The sequence below is a fragment of the Bacteroides sp. MSB163 genome, from assembly GCF_036416795.1.
Classification (GTDB): Bacteria; Bacteroidota; Bacteroidia; order Bacteroidales; family Bacteroidaceae; genus Bacteroides; species Bacteroides maternus.
This window is the reverse complement of record NZ_CP143867.1, coordinates 1,076,794-1,099,753: the sequence shown is the minus strand read 5'-3', so window position 1 is coordinate 1,099,753 and position 22,960 is coordinate 1,076,794. Positions and strand designations below refer to the sequence as shown.

17 protein-coding genes are annotated in these 22,960 nt (G+C 45.5%); 15 read left to right on the top strand and 2 right to left on the bottom strand.

Features of this window, described 5'->3' with window-relative positions; translation table 11 throughout:
• Window positions 1-17: 17 nt before the first annotated feature.
• Window positions 18-653 carry a ribonuclease H family protein gene (locus VYM24_RS03775; RefSeq protein WP_330941490.1) on the bottom strand — a complete coding sequence of 212 codons (636 nt, stop codon included), beginning with the start codon at window positions 651-653 and terminating at the stop codon, window positions 18-20.
• 109 nt (window positions 654-762) lie between these two features.
• Here VYM24_RS03775 and VYM24_RS03770 point away from each other — a divergent pair, with 109 nt between their 5' ends.
• The 13 genes from VYM24_RS03770 to VYM24_RS03710 all read left to right on the top strand — a co-directional run bounded on the left by VYM24_RS03770 (window position 763) and on the right by VYM24_RS03710 (window position 19,357).
• Window positions 763-1,371, top strand: a complete 609-nt coding sequence (locus VYM24_RS03770; protein ID WP_217716164.1) for a nitroreductase family protein — start codon at window positions 763-765, stop codon at window positions 1,369-1,371.
• Window positions 1,372-1,425: 54 nt separating this feature from the next.
• Window positions 1,426-1,953 (top strand): shikimate kinase, encoded by a 528-nt coding sequence (locus tag VYM24_RS03765; RefSeq protein ID WP_217716165.1) that lies wholly within the window; start codon window positions 1,426-1,428, stop codon window positions 1,951-1,953.
• A 107-nt stretch (window positions 1,954-2,060) separates the two neighbouring features.
• Window positions 2,061-3,953, top strand: coding sequence for a biosynthetic arginine decarboxylase (gene speA, locus VYM24_RS03760; RefSeq protein WP_224320905.1), 1,893 nt, complete (start codon window positions 2,061-2,063; stop codon window positions 3,951-3,953).
• A 4-nt stretch (window positions 3,954-3,957) separates the two neighbouring features.
• Window positions 3,958-4,731 carry an acetylglutamate kinase gene (argB, locus tag VYM24_RS03755; RefSeq protein ID WP_224320904.1) on the top strand — a complete coding sequence of 258 codons (774 nt, stop codon included), beginning with the start codon at window positions 3,958-3,960 and terminating at the stop codon, window positions 4,729-4,731.
• Window positions 4,732-4,792: 61 nt separating this feature from the next.
• Window positions 4,793-5,302 carry an RNA polymerase sigma factor gene (locus tag VYM24_RS03750; RefSeq protein WP_291550889.1) on the top strand — a complete coding sequence of 170 codons (510 nt, stop codon included), beginning with the start codon at window positions 4,793-4,795 and terminating at the stop codon, window positions 5,300-5,302.
• Entirely contained in the window at window positions 5,292-5,774 is a 483-nt protein-coding gene (locus VYM24_RS03745; RefSeq protein WP_217716168.1) for a hypothetical protein, read from the top strand. The genes VYM24_RS03750 and VYM24_RS03745 overlap by 11 nt, the downstream gene beginning before the upstream one ends.
• 275 nt (window positions 5,775-6,049) lie before the next feature.
• The gene (locus tag VYM24_RS03740) at window positions 6,050-7,705 is read left to right on the top strand and encodes a DUF6377 domain-containing protein (protein WP_330941489.1); all 1,656 of its coding nucleotides are present in this window, start codon (window positions 6,050-6,052) and stop codon (window positions 7,703-7,705) included.
• Window positions 7,706-7,909: 204 nt separating this feature from the next.
• Entirely contained in the window at window positions 7,910-10,888 is a 2,979-nt protein-coding gene (locus tag VYM24_RS03735) for a SusC/RagA family TonB-linked outer membrane protein (protein WP_330941488.1), read from the top strand.
• A gap of 35 nt (window positions 10,889-10,923) precedes the next feature.
• The gene (locus VYM24_RS03730; RefSeq protein ID WP_330941487.1) at window positions 10,924-12,690 is read left to right on the top strand and encodes a RagB/SusD family nutrient uptake outer membrane protein; all 1,767 of its coding nucleotides are present in this window, start codon (window positions 10,924-10,926) and stop codon (window positions 12,688-12,690) included.
• 48 nt (window positions 12,691-12,738) lie between these two features.
• Window positions 12,739-14,415, top strand: coding sequence for a starch-binding protein (locus tag VYM24_RS03725; RefSeq protein ID WP_330941486.1), 1,677 nt, complete (start codon window positions 12,739-12,741; stop codon window positions 14,413-14,415).
• A 77-nt stretch (window positions 14,416-14,492) separates the two neighbouring features.
• Window positions 14,493-15,836 carry an alpha-amylase family glycosyl hydrolase gene (locus tag VYM24_RS03720; RefSeq protein WP_330941485.1) on the top strand — a complete coding sequence of 448 codons (1,344 nt, stop codon included), beginning with the start codon at window positions 14,493-14,495 and terminating at the stop codon, window positions 15,834-15,836.
• A gap of 1 nt (window position 15,837) precedes the next feature.
• On the top strand, window positions 15,838-17,163 hold the full coding sequence (locus tag VYM24_RS03715) for an alpha-amylase family glycosyl hydrolase (protein ID WP_330941484.1): 1,326 nt from the start codon (window positions 15,838-15,840) through the stop codon (window positions 17,161-17,163).
• Window positions 17,164-17,212: 49 nt separating this feature from the next.
• Complete coding sequence (locus VYM24_RS03710; protein ID WP_330941483.1) at window positions 17,213-19,357, top strand: glycoside hydrolase family 97 protein; 2,145 nt, start codon at window positions 17,213-17,215, stop codon at window positions 19,355-19,357.
• Window positions 19,358-19,809: 452 nt separating this feature from the next.
• On the opposite strand, the gene VYM24_RS03705 is transcribed toward VYM24_RS03710, so the two are convergent.
• Window positions 19,810-20,673: a head GIN domain-containing protein gene (locus tag VYM24_RS03705; RefSeq protein WP_330941482.1), complete on the bottom strand. Its 864-nt coding sequence runs from the start codon at window positions 20,671-20,673 to the stop codon at window positions 19,810-19,812.
• 282 nt (window positions 20,674-20,955) lie between these two features.
• Between VYM24_RS03705 and VYM24_RS03700 the strand changes: the two genes are divergently transcribed.
• Both VYM24_RS03700 and VYM24_RS03695 read left to right on the top strand, forming a co-directional pair.
• A complete protein-coding gene (locus tag VYM24_RS03700) occupies window positions 20,956-21,672 on the top strand; it encodes a YgjP family zinc-dependent metalloprotease (RefSeq protein ID WP_330942208.1) in 717 nt (238 codons plus the stop codon).
• Window positions 21,673-22,067: 395 nt separating this feature from the next.
• On the top strand, window positions 22,068-22,949 hold the full coding sequence (locus tag VYM24_RS03695) for a hypothetical protein (protein WP_195352718.1): 882 nt from the start codon (window positions 22,068-22,070) through the stop codon (window positions 22,947-22,949).
• Window positions 22,950-22,960: the final 11 nt, after the last annotated feature.

Genomic DNA, 22,960 nt, shown 5'->3' with positions numbered 1-22,960 from the left:
AAGGGGAATGGAAAGGCTTATTTTCTTCCGAAATCGGCAGCTATTTCTCCCCACTGTTTAGTTTCCCACTTCATGATTTTGGTGGTGTAGGTGTTTTCGCGCAGCCACTTTTCGGCGCGCTCTATCAGCTTGAATAGCTCTTCTGTTTTGGGTTCACGTGGCAGTTTTGTCTTGCATTTTTTCTGTTTTATCCAGCTGATGGCATTCACACTGTCGCTGTAGATGGGCATATCGAAGCCTTTCTGTTTCAACAGGGCGAGTCCGTGGACGATAGCAAGAAACTCACCGATGTTGTTTGTGCCATATACCGGTCCGAAATGGAATATTTCTTGTCGGCTGGCTACGTGTACACCGCGATATTCCATAGCTCCGGGATTACCGCTACAGGCAGCGTCTACGGCGAGGCTATTCTCTACGACAGAAGAAGGAAGAGGGGCATTCACATCTTTCTTCTGGGCGGGAGCAGCCGGAGAGGAGCGCTTGATATACTCATACGGAGAAGATCCAAAGGCTTTTTCCGCTTCTTCGCGCGTCTCGAACGACTTGTATTTCGCTCCTTCGTAGCCTTTGATTTGTAACTGACAGTCCGTCCAGGAAGGATAAATGCCCGGATTGACGCCTGACCATACAACGTAAAACTTCTCTTTATTCATAATTGGGTGCAAAGGTACAAATATATTCTACAACTTCGAACAACTTCAGCCTTTCACTTGTTCCACTATATAAGACAAAAGTGATAATTACGAAAAGAAAGGATTAAATATGATCAGAGAACGGACATTTGCTGAGGCATTGGAACATCGCCGCAGCTATTATTCCATCAGTAACGACTCTCCGGTTCAGGACGAGGAAATTGTACACATCATCCGTACAGCAGTAAAGCATGTGCCTTCGGCATTTAACTCGCAGACTACGCGTATTGTGTTGTTGCTGGGGGACGAACATCAGAAATTATGGAGAATAGTGAAGGATCAGTTGGAAGAACGCCTGTCCGAAGAACAATATCGCCAGTCGGAGAAGAAGATCGATACCTCGTTCTCTTGCGGATATGGCACGATACTTTTCTTTGAAGACCGCTCCATTGTGGAAGGACTGCAAAAACAATTCCCTACTTATCGTGAGAATTTCCCGACGTGGTCGCAACATACCTCTGCCATGCATCAGCTGGCCATCTGGACTATGCTCGAAGATAAAGGCCTGGGCGCTTCCCTGCAACACTATAACCCGTTGATTGACGAAGATGTACGCAGCACATGGCATCTTCCCGAAACCTGGCAGTTGATTGCACAGATGCCTTTCGGTACTCCTGTTGCCGAACCGGGCGGGAAAGAATTTGATGATTTGAGCGAACGCATTAAAATTTTTATCTGATAGTAAATCTCTCAGAATAGAATTGCTTACCTTTGTACGCAAAGGTAAGCGCTTATGATACGTATTTTTTTAACCGGCTACATGGGAGCCGGTAAAACAACTTTAGGAAAGGCTTTTGCCCGCGAACTGAATATACCGTTCATAGATCTGGACTGGTATATCGAAGAACGTCTTCACAAATCCATACGTGAGCTGTTCACCGAGCGGGGAGAGGCCTCTTTTCGTGAACTGGAACGAACCATGCTGCATGAAGTGGCTGAGTTTGAAAACGTCATTATTTCGACCGGAGGCGGCACTCCTTGCTTCTTCGATAACATGGAGTATATGAACGAACACGGACAGACCGTTTTTCTGGATGTTCATCCTGACGTTTTGTTCCGCCGGCTGCGAGTGGCTACACAGCAGCGTCCCATTCTGCAAGGGAAAACGGACGAAGACTTGCGAGCTTTTATTGTAGAAGCCTTGGAAAAACGTGCGCCGCACTATGGCAAGGCAAGGTACCGTTTTGATGCCGGACAGTTGGAAAGCCGTCGGCAAATTGCGGACTCTGTGCAGCAATTACGTAACTTGCTGGGCATTTAACCGCTTGTAAATGTGTAATTTTAGGAGGAAAACGCAATAAATATCGAGAATTATCGTATTTTTGTCGCCCTATTAAAATCAAACAACAAACATCTGAGTTACAAAAAATGAGAAAATGGCGTATTGAAGATTCAGAAGAGCTTTACAACATTACAGGTTGGGGCACTTCGTACTTTGGTATCAATGACAAAGGTCATGTAGTGGTGACACCTCGTAAAAACGGTGTCGGCGTCGATTTGAAAGAATTGGTGGATGAGTTGCAATTGCGAGACGTGGCGGCTCCTATGCTGATACGTTTTCCCGATATTCTGGACAACCGGATTGAGAAGACTTCTTCATGTTTTAGGCAGGCCGCTGAGGAATACGGCTATAAAGCGCAGAACTTTATCATCTATCCTATCAAGGTTAATCAGATGCGCCCTGTGGTTGAAGAGATTATCAGCCATGGAAAGAAATTCAATCTCGGGTTGGAAGCCGGGTCGAAGCCTGAACTTCATGCCGTGATTGCTATTAACTCAGATTCTGACTCGTTGATTATCTGCAACGGCTATAAGGATGAGAGCTATATAGAGTTGGCTTTGCTTGCCCAGAAGATGGGAAAACGCATTTTTCTTGTAGTAGAAAAAATGAACGAGCTAAAGCTGATAGCCAAGATGGCGAAGCAGTTGAATGTTATGCCTAACATTGGTATTCGTATCAAGCTGGCTTCTTCAGGAAGCGGCAAATGGGAAGATTCAGGCGGTGATGCAAGCAAGTTCGGACTCAGTTCCAGTGAATTGCTCGAAGCACTCGACTTTTTAGACTCAAAAGGACTGAAAGATTGTCTGAAATTGATACATTTCCATATCGGAAGCCAGGTGACAAAAATCCGTCGCATTAAGACAGCCTTGCGCGAAGCGTCTCAATTCTATGTGCAGCTTCACTCTATGGGATTCAAAGTAGAATTCGTAGATATCGGTGGTGGCTTGGGCGTAGACTACGATGGAACACGCTCGTCTAGCAGCGAAAGCAGCGTCAATTATTCCATTCAGGAATATGTGAATGACTCTATTTCCACTTTGGTGGATGCCAGTGATAAAAATGATATTCCCCATCCCAATATTATTACGGAAAGTGGACGTGCACTGACTGCCCATCATTCCGTGCTTATTTTTGAAGTGTTGGAAACCACCACTTTGCCCGAATGGGACGATGATGAAGAAGTAACTGAGGAAGACCATGAACTGGTGCAGGAACTTTATGGCATCTGGGACACATTGAATCAAAATAAGATGCTGGAAGCCTGGCACGATGCACAGCAAATTCGTGAAGAAGCGCTCGACTTGTTCAGTCATGGAATCGTGGATTTGAAAACACGTGCGCAGATTGAGCGTCTTTACTGGTCTGTTATGCGTGAGGTGAACCAGATTGCAGGCGGCTTGAAGCATGCTCCCGATGAACTTCGCGGATTGCCGAAACTGTTGGCGGATAAATATTTCTGTAACTTCTCGCTGTTCCAGTCCTTGCCGGATTCCTGGGCCATCGACCAGATATTCCCGATTATGCCCATTCAGCGTCTGGACGAACGTCCCGACCGTGCGGCAACCTTGCAGGACATCACTTGTGACTCGGATGGAAAGATCGCTAACTTTATCTCGACTAAGAATGTGGCACACTATCTGCCCACTCATTCTTTAAAGAGTAAGGAACCTTATTATATGGGTGTGTTCCTGGTAGGTGCCTATCAGGAGATTCTGGGTGATATGCATAATCTTTTCGGTGATACGAATGCTGTGCATGTATCTGTTAATGAGAAAGGATATACCATCGAACAAGTGATTGATGGCGAAACTGTAGCGGAAGTGCTTGACTATGTTCAATATAGTCCTAAGAAACTGGTGCGTACACTGGAGACTTGGGTGACTCAATCAGTAAAAGAGGGACGTATTTCGTTGGAAGAAGGAAAAGAATTCCTTTCCAATTATCGTTCCGGTCTGTACGGATATACTTATTTGGAATAAGAATATGAGAGAAAAACTGACAGTAATAAAGGTGGGTGGCAAAATCGTGGAGGAAGAAGCTACCCTCCATAAGTTGTTGGATGACTTTGCAGCTATCGAGGGCTACAAAGTCTTGGTACACGGAGGTGGCCGTTCGGCCACAAAATTGGCTGCCCGACTGGGCATTGAAAGCCAGATGGTAAACGGGCGTCGTATCACGGATGCCGAAACGCTGAAAGTAGTGACGATGGTGTACGGCGGGCTGGTGAACAAGAATATTGTAGCCGGACTTCAGGCGCGTGGTGTCAATGCACTGGGATTGACAGGCGCGGATATGGATGTAATCCGTTCCGTAAAGCGCCCGGTGAAAGACGTTGACTATGGCTTTGTGGGTGATGTAAAGCAAGTGAATGCAGAGTTTCTGGGTGATTTGATCCATAAAGGAGTAGTGCCCGTAATGGCTCCGCTGACGCACGACGGTGCAGGCAATCTGTTGAATACAAATGCCGATACGATTGCAGGAGAGACTGCAAAAGCCCTTGCCGCTTTGTTCGATGTGACATTGGTATTCTGTTTTGAGAAGAAGGGTGTGCTTCGTGACGAGAACGATGACGATAGCGTGATACCCCAGATCACTCCTGCCGAATTCAAACAATACGTAGCGGACGGTGTTATCCAAGGAGGTATGATACCTAAGCTGGAGAATTCTTTTGAAGCTTTGAATGCGGGAGTAACTGAAGTGGTAATTACCTTAGCGTCAGCAATTAACGAGAATAGTGGAACCCGCATCAAAAAATAATTCAAAAAAAGTGGTGATCAACTGTAACTTTCCATATACTTAACCGTCATTATTAATAGAGATGCAAGAAATCAGTTTTCGGAATGACATTCTCCCTCTGAAAGACAAACTCTTTCGGTTGGCTCTCCGGATTACTTTCGACAGAGCAGAGGCAGAAGACGTTGTGCAGGAAACACTGATAAGAGTCTGGAACAAACGTGATGAGTGGACGCAATTCGGTTCTATCGAGGCTTATTGCCTGACAGTGGGAAAGAACCTGGCAATAGACCGTAGCGAAAGAAAAGACGCTCAGACCGTGGAACTGACACCTGAAATGGAACAGACTTCCGGAGCATCCAACCCTTACGATCACTTGGTGGATAAAGAGCAAATGACACTCATCCATCGTCTGGTCAATGAACTTCCCGATAAACAAAGGCTGATCATGCAGCTTCGGGATATAGAGGGTAAGAGTTATAAAGAAATTGCGGTCGTCCTGCATTTGACGGAGGAACAGGTAAAAGTGAACCTCTTCAGGGCGAGGCAAAAAGTAAAACAACGGTATTTAGATATAGATGGTTATGGACTGTAAATATATAGAACAACTTTTAGAACGTTACTGGCAGTGTGAGACTTCCCTTGAGGAAGAAGCGCAGTTGCGTGCTTTCTTTAACGGAAGCGACGTTCCGGAGCATTTGCTTCGCTACAAAGACTTGTTCGTATATCAGCAACTGCAACAAGAAGTGGGGCTGGGAGCAGATTTCGACGCCCGCGTGCTTGCAGAAGTGGAGACTCCGGTGGTAAAGGCAAAACGCTTGACGCTTACCGCACGTTTCGTTCCGCTGTTCAAGGCCGCCGCAGTAGTGGCAGTGGTACTTTCATTAGGGAATGTGATGCAGCATTCATTCTATAGTGATGTAAAAGAAGTGGCCGCAGCCGATACGATAGGCAAACAAATTACCACACCTTCGGTAGCTCTCTCGGGAGACGTGACGATTACCCATGAACAACAGATTCTGGATAGTCTGCAACGGGTAGACAAGAAGGTGGAACTGAAGAAGTAACGTTTTCATTTGCTTTTAAGAATAACATTTTCATTTGCTTTAAACATAAATATAGTTAGTGTGCTTTATTAAAACAACAAATTGAGGCTGTGAAGTTTCAATTCTCTCAAATTCTTATAAAAACTAACTAAGATAGATGGGACGCCGCGAGATGCAGCGTCCCTTTTATGTATATATACTCTTCAAAGTTGAGGCGATTTATTAAAAACGAACCGGTAAGATGGTTATTATAGTAGGATTTTATATCTTTGTCCTGTTCGTAAACGTTTGTAAGCATGAAAGACCGGTACCTGCTTTTTGTAATTTCTTTGCTGTTCTGTTGCCTTCTGCAAGCGCAGGAGAAAATAGATTCTTTACTGGTGGTTCTGGACAGGACAATTGAGAACACCACTCAATACGAGCAAGCCAGGCTGAAACGCATTGATCAGATCAAAGAATATTTCCGGACTCGTAAGAGTACTTCTCCTTCCGAGGAATACCAAATCAATCAACAACTTTTTGATGAATATGAAGCGTATATTTGCGATTCAGCAAGACATTATATCAATCGCAATATCGAGATTGCCCTTCAGCACAACAATCAAGACTGGCTGGATGAAGCCAAACTGAAGAAGGCAAGCATCCTGGGAAAGACAGGTCTGTATGCAGAAGGCGTGGCCTTGTTGAAGTCTATAGATAGCAAGCAACTTTCCAGAGAACAACTCATTGAATATTACATCACTTTTGAGGATATTTATCTCTATCATGCAGAGTATGCGATGGACGACGAATATCAGATCGAATATCTGAATAACCTGTATACCTACCGCGACTCTGTATTGCAGATGGTAGAAGAAGGGTCTTATCAGTATGTCATAGCTTATACTCCCGAACTTCTGCAACAAGGAAGAGGAGAGGAAGCCATTGAAATGTTGGAAGCCTATCAGCAAAAGCTTTCACCGGATACACGGGACTATGCAGTGGTGACCTCTATTCTAGCTTTTATCTATCAGAGTACGGGACAGCGGGAAAAGCAAAAAGAATATTTGATAAAGAGTGCAATTGCCGATATTCGTGGTGTGGTGAAAGAGAATAATTCCTTGCGTGCATTGGCGGAACTGTTATATGAAGAGGGACAATTGCAACGGGCGGATGTTTATATGAAGCGCAGTATGGAAGATGCCAATTTCTACAATGCCCGTCTTCGGAATGTGCAGGCTTCAAGGATGCTCCCGGTCATAGACCATGCCTATCAGGTGGAGAAACAGAAGCATCAGCAGGTGTTACAGATCTTCCTGGTTGTTACCAGTTTACTGACGCTGTTTCTGGCATGTGCGGTCTGGTATGTAATTCGTCAGGTGAAGAAGCTGGCCCGTGCGCGACAGGATTTGCTGGCTATGAATGAAGAGCTGAAACTTCTGAATGAAAGATTAATCGAAGTAAATCAGAGACAGCACGAAACGAATAACTCGTTGACGGAGGCTAATCATATTAAAGAGGAGTATGTCGGTCGGTTTATGGGATTGTGTTCCACATACATTGACAAGTTGGAGGGATACCGCCGGATGCTTAACAAACAGGCTGCTTCGGGAAAGGTGGAGGAACTCTACAAAACGTTGAAATCGTCCCGTTTCATCGATGAGGAGCTGAAAGAATTCTATCAGAACTTTGATAATTCATTCCTTAGTATTTTCCCTGATTTCGTGAAACGCTTTAATGAGCTGTTACCGGAAGAAGAAAGAATTATTCCTAAACAGGATGAACGGCTGACAACAGAACTTCGTATATTCGCCTTAATTCGCCTGGGAATTACGGACAGTGCCAAGATTGCAGGTTTCCTGCGTTATTCCATTACTACTATTTATACCTACCGCTCCAAATTGAAGAATCGCTCTCTTTGCCGTGATAATTTTGAGGAAGAGGTGATGAAGATTGGGTCTTTTGCTGGTTAGTGAGGTGTGTTTTTCTTTGTTCTTATTTAGTTTTTTAACGCCTTTTATTTGCTTTATCTTGCTGATATATAATGTTTTGTTCCTTTTGTTAACCTAGATTTTCTTTAGTCCTCTTTTTCTTCCCCCTTCTTTTTACAGACATTTGCATTGTCGCCTCAACCTGTGGAGGTGAACAGAATGATTGCTAATCTAAAAACTAATAGTATGAATGTAAAAAGAACAAAGTTATGTTTGTGCCGGTCTCTACTTCTTATGGCCGGATTACTTTTTGCAGTGGCATCCTTTGCCCAGGATTTAACCGTGAAAGGAAAAGTAACGGATACCACGGGCGAAACTGTAATCGGTGCTAACGTAACCGTGAAAGGTACAACTAATGGTATCATTACCGATATTGACGGTAACTACACTTTGTCGGGCGTGAAGCCTTCTTCCGTCCTTGTTTTCTCCTTTATTGGCTACAAAACACAAGAAATCCCCTGTAGCGGACGCAAAGAAATCAATGTAGTGCTGTCGGAAGATGCCCAGGCACTGGATGAAGTTGTGGTAGTGGGCTACGGTTCATTGAGCAAGAAAGAACTTTCCAGTTCCATTGTGCAGGTAGACAGATCGAAGTTCCTGCAAGGTTCCATGAACAATCCGATGGAGATGCTGACCGGTAAAGTAGCCGGTTTGACCGTAAACAATACGGCGGCAGCCAATCCGAATGCAAGTTCCTCTCTTCAGATTCGTGGTGCAACCTCTATTTCGGCATCCAATGACCCGTTAGTGGTAATTGATGGTGTGGCAGGTGGCGATATCCGCAACCTGGCAGCACAGGACATTGAGTCGATGACCGTACTGAAAGATGCCGCTTCCGCCGCTATCTACGGAACACGTGGTGCCAATGGTGTAATCCTGATTACTACCCGTAAGGGAGCCGGAGAAGCCGGACGTGCCCAAGTGACTTACGACAGCTGGTTCGGTGTGAACCTGGCAAAGAGTGGCCCGGATATCTTGAGCGCAGACGAATTCCGTCGTTCCCGCCGTGCAACGGATTATGGGTATTCTACTGATTGGTATGACCTGTTGCTGCGCGACTTCTCGTATGATAACAACCAATATCTTTCTATCGACGGCAGTACCAAGAACGGATACTATGGCGCTTCTTTCAATTATAAGAAAGCAACCGGTCTCGATCTGAACAGCAGCCGCGAAGAATTTGGCGGACGCTTTGTCCTGAACCAGCGTATGATGGATGGAATCGTAGAACTGAACGGTTCACTCAACGCCCGTCGCGTGAATGAAGTATGGGGTAACGATGGTATGTTTGATACTGCCCTGAGCATGAATCCTACCATGCCTTTGTATAACGAGGACGGAACTTACTTCCAGCCTACGTCTCCTACCGGAGCACGTAACCCGGTGCAGGAACTGAAAGAGATTGACAATAACGGACAGCGCGTTTACCTGTTGGGTACTGCTGAGGTAAAAGTCAACCTGATCCGTTCGGAAAAGCAAATGCTGAATACTTCATTGAGCTACTCTTTGCACTACAACGATCTGAAACAGCACTATTATACCCCTTCCACCGCCGGTGAATCATACTGGAACGGTTATAACGGACGTGCAGAAGTGACTTACCAGAAATGGTATACTTCCCGCCTGGAGTGGTTGGGTAACTACTCGCTGGATCTGGGGGACCACAACATCAAAGCAATGGTAGGCTACAACTACGAGCAAACCACCTGGGAACGCCTGCAAGCCGGAAACAGTGACTTCAATTTCGATGATATTCTCTGGAATAACCTTGGAAGCGGTTCTTATCTTGCCAAAGGAAAAGCAAGCATGGGTACCGGTAAATCTCTTGCCAAACTGATCGGTGTCTTCGGACGTGTTAACTATAACTGGAAGAATCTGTTGATTGCTTCCGCTTCTATCCGTTACGAAGGCTCTACCAAATTCGGTGCAGATCATAAATGGGGCGCTTTCCCGTCTCTTTCCCTTGCCTGGGAAATGGCGAATATGGGTTTCCTGAAAGACCACCAAAACATTGTCCAGAGTTTGAAGCCCCGTGTCTCATACGGTGTAACAGGCCGTTCGGATTTCGATTGCTATCAATCATTGGCCACTTACGGCTCTCATAAAAATGCCCAGCTGAATGTTACGGATACCTATCTGATGGATGGTGCCTGGGTAACAGGTTATGCCCCTTCGGTGAATGCCAACTCTAAACTGGGCTGGGAGAAGAGTGTCAGTATGAATATTGGTGTTGACTTTGCCTTGTGGAACAGATTGCGCGGTTCTGTTGAATGGTTCGACCGCCAGTCACGCGACTTGCTCTACAACTATACGGCTCCGCAGCCTCCCTACATCTACTCCACAATTCTGGTAAACGTAGGAACCACCGTGAACCGTGGTATCGAAGTTTCTCTGGAAGGCGACGCTTTCAAAGGAACTCCCGTAGAATGGACAACGGGTATCAACTACTCCTATGGCACTACGAAACTGGATAAACTCTCCAACAGCCTGTACAAAGCTTCTTATGTGGAACTGTATCAGAAACCGGGTGTAGGTACCAGCGAATACTTCTTCCGCGTGGAAGAGGGCAGCAAGATCGGTCAGTTCTATGGCTACGAGTATGCCGGTGTAGAGAATGGCGATATGATGATTTATACCGATGAAGGCGAAAAGGTTCCCGTGTCCAAGGCAGATGTGAAGTACAAACGCCATATCGGTAATGGTACGCCGACCTCTTATCTTTCCTGGAGTAATACGCTCCGTTATAAGAACTTCGACCTGAGCCTGATGTTCAACGGTGCTTTCGGTTTTGAAATCTTCAACATGCGTCGTTACGGAATGGGGCTGAAAGGCTGCGGTACGGACAATGTGCTGCGCGATGCTTATGGAAAAGATGCGGATATTACAACCGGTGGCGGTGTTATCTCTTCTTTCTTCCTCGAAAAGGGCGATTACTTTAAGCTGGATAACCTGACTCTGGGATATACCATCACCCCGAAAGAAAACAAGTTCATCAAAGGTATGAGAGTTTATCTGACAGCTAAGAATCTGTTTACGCTGACCGGTTATTCCGGTAACGATCCTTCAGCTGTTGCCATCAACGGACTGACTCCGGGTGTAGATACAAACAGCGCCTATCCTTCGGCTACCCAGTTGAGCGTAGGCTTGAATATCCGTTTCAAATAAGGCTATCGTTTTAATCATTAATACAGAAAAGAATTATGAAATATCTGAAATATAAATGTCTGTTGGCAATCATTCTGGGTTGTTCATTGAGCGGTTGTTTCGACCTTACGGAAGAAGTGTTCGACCGTGTAGACTCCGGCGTCTATTATCAGGACGAGAATAGTGTGAAGAGTGCGGTAGCTACCATTTACTCCACAGGGGCTACCAGTTATGCCGAATACTTCTGGTACATGCAGGAATTTCCTGCCGATCAGGTGACCTGGCGTGTATGGAATGGCGGTCAGTGGGGATATGATGAAGGCGAAAAGTTTATCTTCTCCATTCAGAACTGGACTCCCGATGCCAAGATTATCCGCAGTGCCTGGGAGAATGCATGGACCACTATCGGCCTGTGTAACACTTTATTGGCTGATATGGGGAAGTTAACTTCTGCTGATCTGAAGATGACCGATGAAAAATTGAAAGCTTATGAAGGCGAAGTACGTACGCTCCGTGCCTGGGCTTATTACAATATCTTCGAAATCTGGGGTGGTGCATTGCCGCTGAATATTGAACCGGCCACCGTAGACGGTGAATTGCCACCCACTGCCGATCCGGACTTCGATACAAGTTGCAAGAAGATTTATAACTTCATTGCTACCGAGCTGGATGATTGCTACGAAGGAATGGTCGAAAATCAGGTGAACCGCATGAACAAGGCCGTGAACCGTATGATCAAAGCCCGTCTGTTGCTGAATGCCGAGGTGTTTATCAAAGAAAGCCACTATACCGAATGTGCCGAACTGTGCCGTGAAATAATCGGCGGTAAATATGGAAAATATGAGTTGGCAAAGGATTATCGCGATATTTACTCTATCAATAATACGGAATGTCCCGAAGTCATCATGGCTTTTGCCTGCGAAGACGGTAAGCTGAATATGGGATGGATGCGCATGACTTTCTATCCTTATAATATCTGGGATTATTTTGGAGGCACTTACAGTCAGAGTGGTTGGAACTGTACTTGTCTGGTTCCTTCGTATGACAATGCGGGAACGGTGAATGAATTGGGAGGTACACAGGGAGCTACCTGCTTCCTCGATGCGGCTTACGGTGATAAACTGGGTGCAGTCTACGAACGCTTCGACGACCGCGACATCCGTAAAAAGAATTATAGTTATGACAAAAAGAACGGCTACAGCGGTATCTTCCTGAAAGGTACCATAAAAGCTAACTATGGTAAGGGTGAAGCCTTGAAAGCCGATGCCGACCGTGACGGACAAGACTTGGCATATGTAGACCAGGTAGGTACGTTTATGAACCTCGGACGCAACTTGGAAACCGTCATGTCACCGCGTTGGGGAGAGACGAACTCCGGCCTTCGTCTGGTGAAGTATCCGGTATATCCTACTTCCGCCGCTATCGACTTCCAGAACATCGACGAAGTGGAATTCCGCCTGAGTGAAGTGTATTATATGCTGGCAGAATGTGAAATGCGTGCCGGACAAGCCGACAAGGCCAAAGAACTGGTGAACGAAGTACGTAAACGCTACTTCAGTGCCGGCGACTGGGCAGACGTGAAAGACAAACCGGGCCGTGGCTTCACCGCCTTCGATATGGACTGGATGTTGAGCCAGTGGGGTGTTGAGTTCCTGAATGAAGGTCGCCGCCGCCGTACAGATCTGCGTCGTTTCGACAAATTCACGCAAGGTCAGTGGTGGTTCTTCGGACGTGCCACGGACAATGGTCAACTTTATCCCGCCAAGCGTGATCGTAAATATGAGTGGTATCCGTTGCCTGCTTCTGCATTGCTTGTCAATTAAGGACTGATACAGAACCCGAATTATAAATAACTCAAAAACAGAAAATCCATGAAAAAGATAGTTTATTGGCTGTTTATGTTGCCGTTGTTTGCTCTGCTCAATGGGTGCGACGATACAGATACAATTATATTCGATGACGAACTGCCTCAGTTCGAAATCAAGGCGAACGCCATATTGCTGGAAGTCATCATGCCGAAAGGTAGTGCTGCCGATGACGAATACTACATTGTAGGCGACTTTAATGGAGGAGCCAAAGCTGCCGTTGGTAATCTGGAATGGCAGTTGGAGAAAGCTACCGGAAGTGAATCCAAGTGGGGAATCTATCTGTTACCTTCCACGTTTAAAGATGGAAAGACACTGGCGGATGGCTTCTACTTCGTATCGGCCTCGAAAGGTGAAGAACGTTCGGTGAAGAATGAGACCGTGGTGCATCGGCTGGATGTAAAGGTGGGAACCCGTACCAATGTATGGGTAGACCGCTGGGAGGCTTACTTTAATACGGAAGAAGAAGGACATGATGGCTTTGTGGTTTATGTGGCTGATAAGTCCGGTTGGGATAATCTGTACCTGTACGGTTGGGCCGGTGATGGTGATGTGACGCCTGCTTGGCCGGGACTTTCGGTGAAAGGTACGGAAGTGATCAATGGGGTTACTTATAAGTACTTCGATATGGGGAAATCTTTGGATGGCTATGAAGGGTTGAATCTGATATTCAATAATGTAGATGTGCAGGTGAACGGTCCGGCAGTGACGCTCAACAGAAACTTCTACTTTCGCATTACCGACAAAGGCTTTGAAGAGATAGATCCGGAAGCAAGCTATTGCATCTATGTAGACGACCAGTCCGGTTGGGAAGATCTGGCACTTTACATCTCCGGAGCTGGTGATAACAATGAAGACTGGCCGGGACTTGAACCTGCCGGAACAAAGGAAATCAACGGAGTGGTTTATAAATACTTTGAAACCGATGTGGAACTGATGAATCAAAGTCTGAAGCTGACATTTAATAATAACAAAAAGGAAGACGATCCGGGACTCGTGCTGTCTTTCGTTAAGAACATCACTTTCAGCCGCGATTTCTATTTCAGCATTACTCCAGAGAAGTGCGAGGAGATAGATCCCGCAAATCACGGTACGCGCTATTCTCTTTATGTGGAAGATAATACCGGTTGGGGTACGTTGGCACTTTACAGCTATGGAGATGTGGAACTTGGTGGCGGCTGGCCCGGCATACAAGTGTCGGAGACGAAAGAAATCAACGGTACGACGTATAAGTGTTTCCATCTGACACCGGATTGTACAAATAAGAATGTCAATCTGATATTCAATAATAACAATGGTGGAAGCCAGTTGAATGACTATAACCTGACGATAGCTCGTGATTACTACCTCCGCATCTCGGAAGCGGGTTGTAGTGAAATAAAAGATTGTACCGTGTATGTACAGGATAACTCAGGTTGGGATGCTTTGGCGCTCTATGGCTGGGGCGACGCTGCAATTGGTGACAGTTGGCCGGGCATACAAGTAACCGGAACGAGGGAAATCAATGGCGTTACTTATAAATACTTTGATTTATCGGAACATGTTGGTAAGTATTCGAATTTGATTTTCAATAATAATGGAGGTGGACAGCAAATAGAAGATGGCGGGCTGTATACAGCATTGATAGGAGATATCTACTTCTCCATCACAGCTACTTCTTATGAAAAACTGCCCAAGCCCTAAGATGCTAAGAGTTCCACCAGCTGAAACATAAGCTGAAACACTTTTATCAGATAATTAATAGGTATAACATTATAGATATGAGACTAAAAGATATCCTTAAGATTTTGTGCTCCAGCCTTTTGCTGTTGAGCTTTACCGGATGCAGTTCGGATGATGATCCTGATATGCCGCCTCCCGCAGATGACGTTACTACAGACGGAATGGTGATTTATGAAGCCAATCCGGCACTCTTCGGCGAAACGCAGGCGCTGAATGGACTGACTGCCCAACTGCCGCGTATCAAAAAGCTGGAAGCCAATGTTCTTTGGCTCATGCCCATTTTCCAGCAAGGTGAAAAGAATGCTGTCGGTTCTCCGTATTGTGTGAAAGACTACCGGGCTATTAATCCTGCCTATGGAACGCTGTCCGATCTGAAAGCATTAGTTACGAAGGCGCATGCTGAAGGTATACTGGTTATTCTGGACTGGGTAGCCAATCATACCGCCTGGGACCATGCCTGGACTACGGAACATAAGGACTGGTATACGCAGGACGCTAACGGTAATATTGTTTCTCCGCCGGGAATGGGTTGGGACGATGTGGCTGATCTGAACTATGACAACACTGCCATGCGTGTCGCCATGCAGGAGGCCATGCTTTACTGGCTGACCGAAGCTGACATAGACGGATTCCGTTGCGACCATGCCGAAGGGGTACCTAATGATTTTTGGAAGGAAACCATCACGAAGCTTCGTGCCGCCAAAAGTACCTTGCTGATGCTGGCCGAAGGCTCACAAACTTCACTCTACGATGCAGGTTTTGATATGCTGTATGCCTGGAACTTCGCTTATAAACTACAGGATGTATATGCAGGAAGCGCTTCTGTGGCTAATCTGTATGATACACATCGCAGTGAGCTTGCTTCGGTAACGGATAAACGGTTACTTATGCGTTATTCCACCAACCATGATATGGCTTCCGAGAAATCGCCCGTGCAGGCTTATCAAACCAAGGAAGGTGCTTTCTCGGCCTTTGTGGCCTCTATTTCTATGGGTGGCTGCCCAATGATTTATAGTTCGCAGGAACTGGCTTATGACAAGGCCCTCTCTTTCTTTGGCTATCAGGCGATGGACTGGGATTCTAATACCGATTATCAGGCGGATTATACCAAACTGATGCAGTTGTACCGTAACTCTCCCGCTTTACAGAATGGAGAAATCAAACTTTATCAGACGAGTAAAGCGATTTGCTCTTATCGTATCTCCAGTACGGAAAAGATACTGGTACTGATAAATACCAGCGGCAATCAGGAAAGATTGAATCTGCCTATGGAGCGGGTAGGGGATAGTGCGAAGAACCTCTGGACCGGTGAAAGCACCGTATTGCCGAGAACAGTAACACTGGAGCCCTACCAATATTACATTTGGAAAATAGAAGGATAATATGAAGAAATATATATTTATTGTAAGTCTGCTGTGCCTGCTTGCTGCCTGTACAGGTAAGCGGCAGGGCGAAGCGGCGGCGAAAGTTGCGGCATTGCCTGCTGTGGAAGATGTGGTGATGTATCAGGTCAATCCGCGTGTCTTTGCTTCTGAGAAGTCGTTCAAGGTGGTGGAACGTCGCTTGGATTCCATTCAGGCATTGGGAATCAACGTGGTGTGGTTTATGCCGATCAATGAAGTGGGGCAGGAGAAATCAGTGAATTCCCCCTATTGTGTGAAGGACTATAAAGGAGTGAATCCGGAGTTCGGTACTCTGGATGAGTTTAAGGCTTTGGTTGCCACTTGCCATCAGAAGGGGATGAATGTGATTATCGACTGGGTAGCCAATCATACTTCCTGGGACAATGCCTGGATTGTCAACAAAGAATGGTATACGCAGGATGAGGCCGGAAACATAATCTTTCCTGCCGGAACCGGTTGGAAGGATGTGGCTGACTTAAACTTTGATAATCAGGAGATGCGCCTGGCAATGATTGAAGCCATGAGGTTTTGGGTTACAGAAATCGGCATCGATGGCTTCCGTTGCGATGCGGCGGACTTTGTTCCCTTCGACTTCTGGAAACAGGCGCTCGACTCTTTGCGTGCCATCCCCGGGCGTTCGTTACTGATGCTGGCTGAAGGGAAAAGACGCGACCACTTTGATGCTGGTTTCGATATGAATTATTCCTGGGACTTTCTGGAGTCACTTCGCGATGTATTCGTAAAAGATGCTCCGGCACAGGAACTGTTTGCTACGGATAAAGCGGAGTATGACACTATCCCTGTAGGAAAAGTGAAACTGCGTTTTACCACCAATCATGATGAGTCGGCAAAGATGTCGCCTACTAAAGAATTCGGAGATGTGCGCGGCTCTATGGCAGCTTTCGTACTGACTACTTATCTGCATGGAGGAGCGTTGATTTATGGTTCACAAGAGGCGGGTTATCCCGAAGCTATCAACTTCTTTACGTATGTTCCGGTGGATTGGACGGGGAACAGTGAACTGTATCAGGAATACTGTCGTCTGATGGCTCTTTACAACGAGTATCCGGCTATCCGTAAAGGGGGATTGAAGACATATCCGCAACCCGATGTGCTGCTCTTTGAAAAACAGGATGGTAAAGACCGTGTGTTGGTTGCTGTAAATGTACGTAATCGTGAAGTAAATGTGACGCTTCCGCAAGAGTGGAACGGACATCCAAGTAAAGATATGTATAGCGGAACAGAAGAGAAGCTGGAAGCAGAACTGAGTCTGTGCCCTTATCAGTATCGAATCTTTAAGTATTGATGAGATGATATTAGTGTTTAAAAGTATCATACTAAAACCATAATAGAATATGAAACATTCTCTTTTTATTGCCTTTTTCCTTTGCCTCGGCTCGTTCGCCTCGGCCCAGCAACTCACTTCTCCTGACGGTAACCTGTCATTGGAGTTTATGGAGCAGGCAGACGGCGTTCCGGCATACCGGCTGGACTATAAAGGCAAACCCGTTTTAACTTCCGGTCGTTTAGGTCTCCTGACGGAAGAAGCCGACCTGACCCGAGGATTCAAACAAACAAACCTTGAACGTGCCTCTGTTGATAACTACTGGAATCCCGTCTGGGGTGAGTACAACCGGGTACGGAATCATTATAACGAAATGACCGTCACCTTGGAACAACCGGAAACAGGACGGATCCTAAATATCCGTTTCCGTCTGTTCAATGATGGTCTGGGCTTTCGCTACGAACTGCCTTTGCAACGCAAGATGAACTACCTCACCGTAAAAGATGAAGTAACCGAATTCAATCTCACGGGAAATCATAAGGCCTTTTGCATCCCCGGTGATTATGATACCAATGAGTTTGCCTATACCACCGCCCCTCTATCGGAAATAGCAGTGGATATGGAGAAAAGAATCGCCAAGAAATCTTATGAATCTAAAGCCGAAGGCGGCCTGACAGTGCAAACCCCGTTAATGATGAAAAGCGAAGACGGCATCTACCTGAATATCCATGAAGCCGCTTTAGTGGATTATGCCGGTATGTTGCTGAATGTAGATGATAAGCAGTTTAAACTGAGCGCCCACCTGACTCCTGATAAATTGGGTAAGAAAGGCTATTTGCAACTGCCCGTGCTGTCTCCCTGGCGTACTGTTATTGTCAGTGATGATGCCCGCGACATTCTTGCTTCTCAATTGATTTATAATCTGAACGAACCTTGCCAATATGAAGATACCTCCTGGATTCGTCCGATGAAATTCGTCGGCGTGTGGTGGGAAATGTTCACAGGCGAAGGAAAGACCTGGGCGTATAGTGATTTCTATCAGGCCAAACCCGGCATTACAGATTATGCAAAACTGAAACCCAACGGCCATCACCCCGCCAATACCGCCCATGTGAAGGAATATATTGACTTCGCCTCCGCCCATGGCATCGACGGAATACTGGTGGAAGGCTGGAACGAAGGTTGGGAAGACTGGGCTTCCTATCGGAAAGACCGTCAGTTCCTCTTCAACAAAGCCTATCCCGACTTCGACGTCAAAGAACTGCAACGTTATGCCAAAGAAAAAGGCGTACAAATGGTGATGCATCACGAAACAGCTGCCAATGCCGCCGACTACGAGCGCCAATTGGATGAGGCCTTCCAGTTCATGGTAGACAATGGCTATCATGCCGTGAAAACCGGTTACGTAGGTTACATCATCCCCCGTAATGAATATCACTCTTCCCAATGGATGAACAACCATTATATTCATGTAGCCCGTCGCGCTGCTGATTATAAAGTAATGGTTAATAGCCATGAGGCGGTACGCCCCACAGGTTTGTGCCGTACTTACCCCAACTGGCTGGCTCAGGAATCTGCCCGTGGCGGAGAGTTCGAAACAATGGGTGGCAATGATCCCGATCATACCTGTATACTGCCTTTTACCCGCCTGAAAGGTGGTCCGATGGACTATACCCCGGGTATTTTTGAGACAAGATTGTCTTATTACAACGGTGAGAAACCCAACGAACGTGTGCATACCACTTTGGTGAAGCAAATGGCACTTTACATGACTATGCCTTCTCCTATCCAGATGGTAGCCGACCTGCCTTCCAATTACGCCCGTTTCCCGGATGCCTTCCGCTTCATTGAAGACGTTGCGGTAGACTGGGACAACAGCTGGTACCTGGAAGCCGAACCGGGAGATTACATCACCGTAGCCCGCAAGGCAAAAGGTAAAAACGAATGGTTTGTTGGCGGCATTACCGATGAGAACAGTCGTACGGCAACGATTCCTTTCTCCTGGCTTCCGGAAGGAAAACAATATATCGCTACCATTTACGAAGATGGCAAAGATGCAGATTGGGATACCAATCCTCAGAGTTATCGTATACGTAAGGTAGTAGTGACACCCAAGAGTGTGCTGAAACAGAAATTAGCCGCCAGTGGCGGCGTTGCCATCAGCATCAAAGAAGCTGATAAAGCGGAGATGAAAGGTTTGAAAACTATCCGCTAAGGCATAAGGGCATTAAATGGAGATATACTCTGCATTTAATATTAAAGTTAACAATACGAATAGGGAGGCCGGGAGGTTTCCCTATTTTTTTGTGCTTTAGGGAAGCCTTTTGAGAAATTAATTCATTTTAGTATAGAAAAGAACAAAAGTGATTAGTGTTTGGTGATAAGTGATTAGCGCCATTCGGTATATTTTTTTTAGACGCGGATGACACGGATAACGCGAATTTAAAAGGCTGCACTATAAACGTGGATAAAAAAAAGATCCGCGTCATCCGTGTCATCCGCGTCTAAAAGATTATTTATCATTTAGCTCATAACCGTATAAAAACGAATCATCTTCATTTGAAATAACACCATTGGATAAAAACAACGAAGGGTTTCCTCCCGGAAACCCTTTCGCTTGAATTTTGTGTTAAACTATCCTTTTTATAGTAGTTATAAGAGAGAATCTTAAAGTTTGTACAGGCTCTTCTTCGGGTAATCCAGTTCAGGATTTCCTTTATAGCCTATCTTTCCGCTGCCGCTGGTGCGTGCTTTCAGGAACTCGGTAGCGAAACATTTGATGCTGCCGGAACCTGCTACGCTGGCAGTAACGCGTTGAGCCTCGTAACCTTCTGTAAGTAAATCACCTGATCCGGCTACGCTGTAAGTAGCTGTTTGGGTTGTACCGGTAATAGTTGCCGAGCCTGATCCGGCCACACTTGCTTCCGTGCCCGTAGCTGTTACATTTCTTAATACCATGTCACCCGATCCTGCAACGGATACTTTCAGGTTGTTACAAGTAATATTATCAGCATTGATATCGCCCGATCCTGCTACAGACACTTTCATATCATTGCATTTGATGCCGCTGCCTTTGATATCTCCTGAACCGGCAACATTGATTGATAAATTGTCATTAGTCTGAAGGCCGTTTTTCAGGAAGATATCTCCTGAACCGGCAACAGAAATCCCATTCAGAGTTTCGGCGGATACACGTACTTCGAGTTTCTTGTAAGACACATTGACGTTCTTCTTGAAGCCTATATATAAGGTGTTGTCCTTTACTTTAATATCCAGCAAGTCAACAATGTTGTCCGAGGTGTAGACTTCTACTTCGGGGCGTCCCGACTTTTGAGTAAACGTAACATCAGGACTACCGGCTACACTGATCTTTTTGAAGTTATCTACCTTGATATCCTTTGTTACGTATTTATTGCTGGCTATCACTTTTTTACTACCCCAGTTACCTGAACTGTAGTTTTTGCTTTGCGAACACGCTGTTGTACTAAGGATTAAACAGATACATGTGAGGAGGCTTGCTAACTTTTTCATAACTTTTTTAGTTTTATAATTATTCATTTATATTATTCCTGTTTATCTATAAGACGTAAGTTACTTAAAAAAGGTTGCATGTCTTTTTCTCTTTTTTCAGAAACTTTTTTATCAACGTCCGGTTGTATTCTATAGGTCAATATTCATGCCAATTTTATAAAGTGTTGATAATTAGTATGTATTCTTTTAGGGAAGGTGTTCGTTTTCGGACACTTGTCCGTTTTTGGGTATCCGGTCATTTGTATATTCGAACGATATTTTGTTTATTTGTCTGTTTATTCATTGGGAGGTTTTGTCGTTTTGGAAAATGTATTGGAAGATAATGAACTTGGACGCTTTCTTATTAAAGTGAATACCCGTGCGCGGCGTTTGACTTTCCGTACGCGGGAAGATGCTATCTATGTAACCATTCCACCGGGAACTACACTAAAAGAGATAAAGAATGCGATAGAAGAACTGCGTCCCCGTTTACGGGTAGCCCGGAAAAAACATATCCGTCCTCTGATAGACTTAAACTTTCGGATTGATACGGAGTTCTTCAAATTAAGTCTTGTAAGCGGACAGCGCGAACGTTTCCTTTCACGCTCCGAGTTGGGAGAGATGCAGATTATCTGTCCGCCGGGAGCCGATTTTGCTGATGCGGAATTACAAGCATGGCTACGTAAAGTTATCGAGGAGGCTCTGCGTCGTAATGCAAAGATCATTCTTCCACCCCGTCTGTATATGCTTTCACAGAAACACAATCTGCCTTACCAAAGTGTAAAAATCAATTCCAGCAGTGGACGCTGGGGGAGTTGTTCGGCACGGCGCACAATCAATCTGTCTTACTATCTGGTTTTGTTGCCGAAACATCTGATAGACTATGTACTTCTACACGAATTGTCTCATACTCGTGAGATGAATCACGGTGAGCGCTTCTGGACACTTCTCGATGAATTGACAGAAGGAAAAGCCCAAGCTTTGCGGAAAGAATTGAGGCAATATCGCACGGAGTTTTAACCACTTGAAGTCATATCGCATATTGCTTCTTTACTGTACACTTACCACGACTTACCAAGCTACTTACCCAGTCGCTTACCATACTAGGATTACCCTTAAACCGTATCTGAACCGTACTTGCTCCGTACCAACTCCGTAGTTCCTTCGGTCAGAGGTACCTCTGAGTGGAGAATGTACGGAGCAAGTACGGTGCAGATACGGTTCGGGTACGATGCAGACATGGTTCTGATACAATCAATACATGGTATAGGAGTTGTCACTGTTTTCCGTGATTGTATTTCTTTTTTGAGTTAATAAACGTAAACGCTCTTGCGGTTTGATAACAAATGTTTATTTTTGAAAAATTAAAGTAAGATACAAGTTCAGAAGTTTAAATTATATAATTCAAGAAGTTTATGAGAAAGATTGTACTCTTAGTGTTTTGTGTGGTATATTCACTTGCCGGTTATTGCCAGAACTTTGATGAGCCGAAGGGAAAGCCTACGGTATTCATTGACTATTTCAAACGCTCCGGCGATGCGCCGTTCTCGTGGGTAGAGGGCTTGCGTAATACGGTGATTGAGGGTATACAGAAGATGGAACGTGTGATTCTGATTGATGTGGATGCACAGGATGCCTTGCGTATTGAATCGCAACGTCGCTCATCTGCTAATATCTCTTCGGGTGACGATAATGAAATGGACCGCCTCTCGGTGATGGAAGAATTGGGGGCGCAGTTCATCATTACAGGTCAGGTATCTTCTATGACTGCCGCTTATAAGACAAGAGATGGAAAAGGATATTATGATGGCTCAGTATCTTATACACTGAAAGTTATCAATCCGAAGAACGGTACATTGATCGGTACCAAGACGTTTCAGCACAGCGGACTGACCGGAGGAACCGGTGGCAATAAGGAAGAAGCCATTGCCAACACTATCAAAAGTGCGGTATACAGCATGCGCGACTTTGTGGATGAATACTTCAAAATGGAAGGAACTATCCTTGAAGTAAATAGCGAGAAGAAAGGCAAGGCAGAGGAAGTGTACATTAACCTCGGCTCCATGAATGGTGTGAAAGAGGCCCAGAAATTTACTGTTTATGCCATACGTGAAGTTGCCGGACGCGAAGCCAAGAAGGAAATCGGCCGTTTGACCGTGAAGGCGGTTGAAGGAGATGATATCTCTTTGTGTAAGGTGCAGAAGGGTGGTGAAGAAATCATGAAAGCCATCCGTGATGAGCAACCGATAAAGATCGTTTCCCGCGAACAGACATTGATGGGCGGGATTTTCAACTAATAAAACCATAC

Coding starts and splice junctions, on each gene's coding strand:
- VYM24_RS03770 (WP_217716164.1), top strand. CDS start 763: ATGATCAGAGAACGGACATTTGCTGAGGCATTGGAACATCGCCGCAGC.
- VYM24_RS03750 (WP_291550889.1), top strand. CDS start 4,793: ATGCAAGAAATCAGTTTTCGGAATGACATTCTCCCTCTGAAAGACAAA.
- VYM24_RS03715 (WP_330941484.1), top strand. CDS start 15,838: ATGAAGAAATATATATTTATTGTAAGTCTGCTGTGCCTGCTTGCTGCC.
- VYM24_RS03765 (WP_217716165.1), top strand. CDS start 1,426: ATGATACGTATTTTTTTAACCGGCTACATGGGAGCCGGTAAAACAACT.
- VYM24_RS03735 (WP_330941488.1), top strand. CDS start 7,910: ATGAATGTAAAAAGAACAAAGTTATGTTTGTGCCGGTCTCTACTTCTT.
- VYM24_RS03745 (WP_217716168.1), top strand. CDS start 5,292: ATGGACTGTAAATATATAGAACAACTTTTAGAACGTTACTGGCAGTGT.
- VYM24_RS03725 (WP_330941486.1), top strand. CDS start 12,739: ATGAAAAAGATAGTTTATTGGCTGTTTATGTTGCCGTTGTTTGCTCTG.
- VYM24_RS03710 (WP_330941483.1), top strand. CDS start 17,213: ATGAAACATTCTCTTTTTATTGCCTTTTTCCTTTGCCTCGGCTCGTTC.
- VYM24_RS03705 (WP_330941482.1), bottom strand. CDS start 20,673: ATGAAAAAGTTAGCAAGCCTCCTCACATGTATCTGTTTAATCCTTAGT.
- VYM24_RS03730 (WP_330941487.1), top strand. CDS start 10,924: ATGAAATATCTGAAATATAAATGTCTGTTGGCAATCATTCTGGGTTGT.
- VYM24_RS03720 (WP_330941485.1), top strand. CDS start 14,493: ATGAGACTAAAAGATATCCTTAAGATTTTGTGCTCCAGCCTTTTGCTG.
- VYM24_RS03740 (WP_330941489.1), top strand. CDS start 6,050: ATGAAAGACCGGTACCTGCTTTTTGTAATTTCTTTGCTGTTCTGTTGC.
- speA (WP_224320905.1), top strand. CDS start 2,061: ATGAGAAAATGGCGTATTGAAGATTCAGAAGAGCTTTACAACATTACA.
- VYM24_RS03695 (WP_195352718.1), top strand. CDS start 22,068: ATGAGAAAGATTGTACTCTTAGTGTTTTGTGTGGTATATTCACTTGCC.
- argB (WP_224320904.1), top strand. CDS start 3,958: ATGAGAGAAAAACTGACAGTAATAAAGGTGGGTGGCAAAATCGTGGAG.
- VYM24_RS03775 (WP_330941490.1), bottom strand. CDS start 653: ATGAATAAAGAGAAGTTTTACGTTGTATGGTCAGGCGTCAATCCGGGC.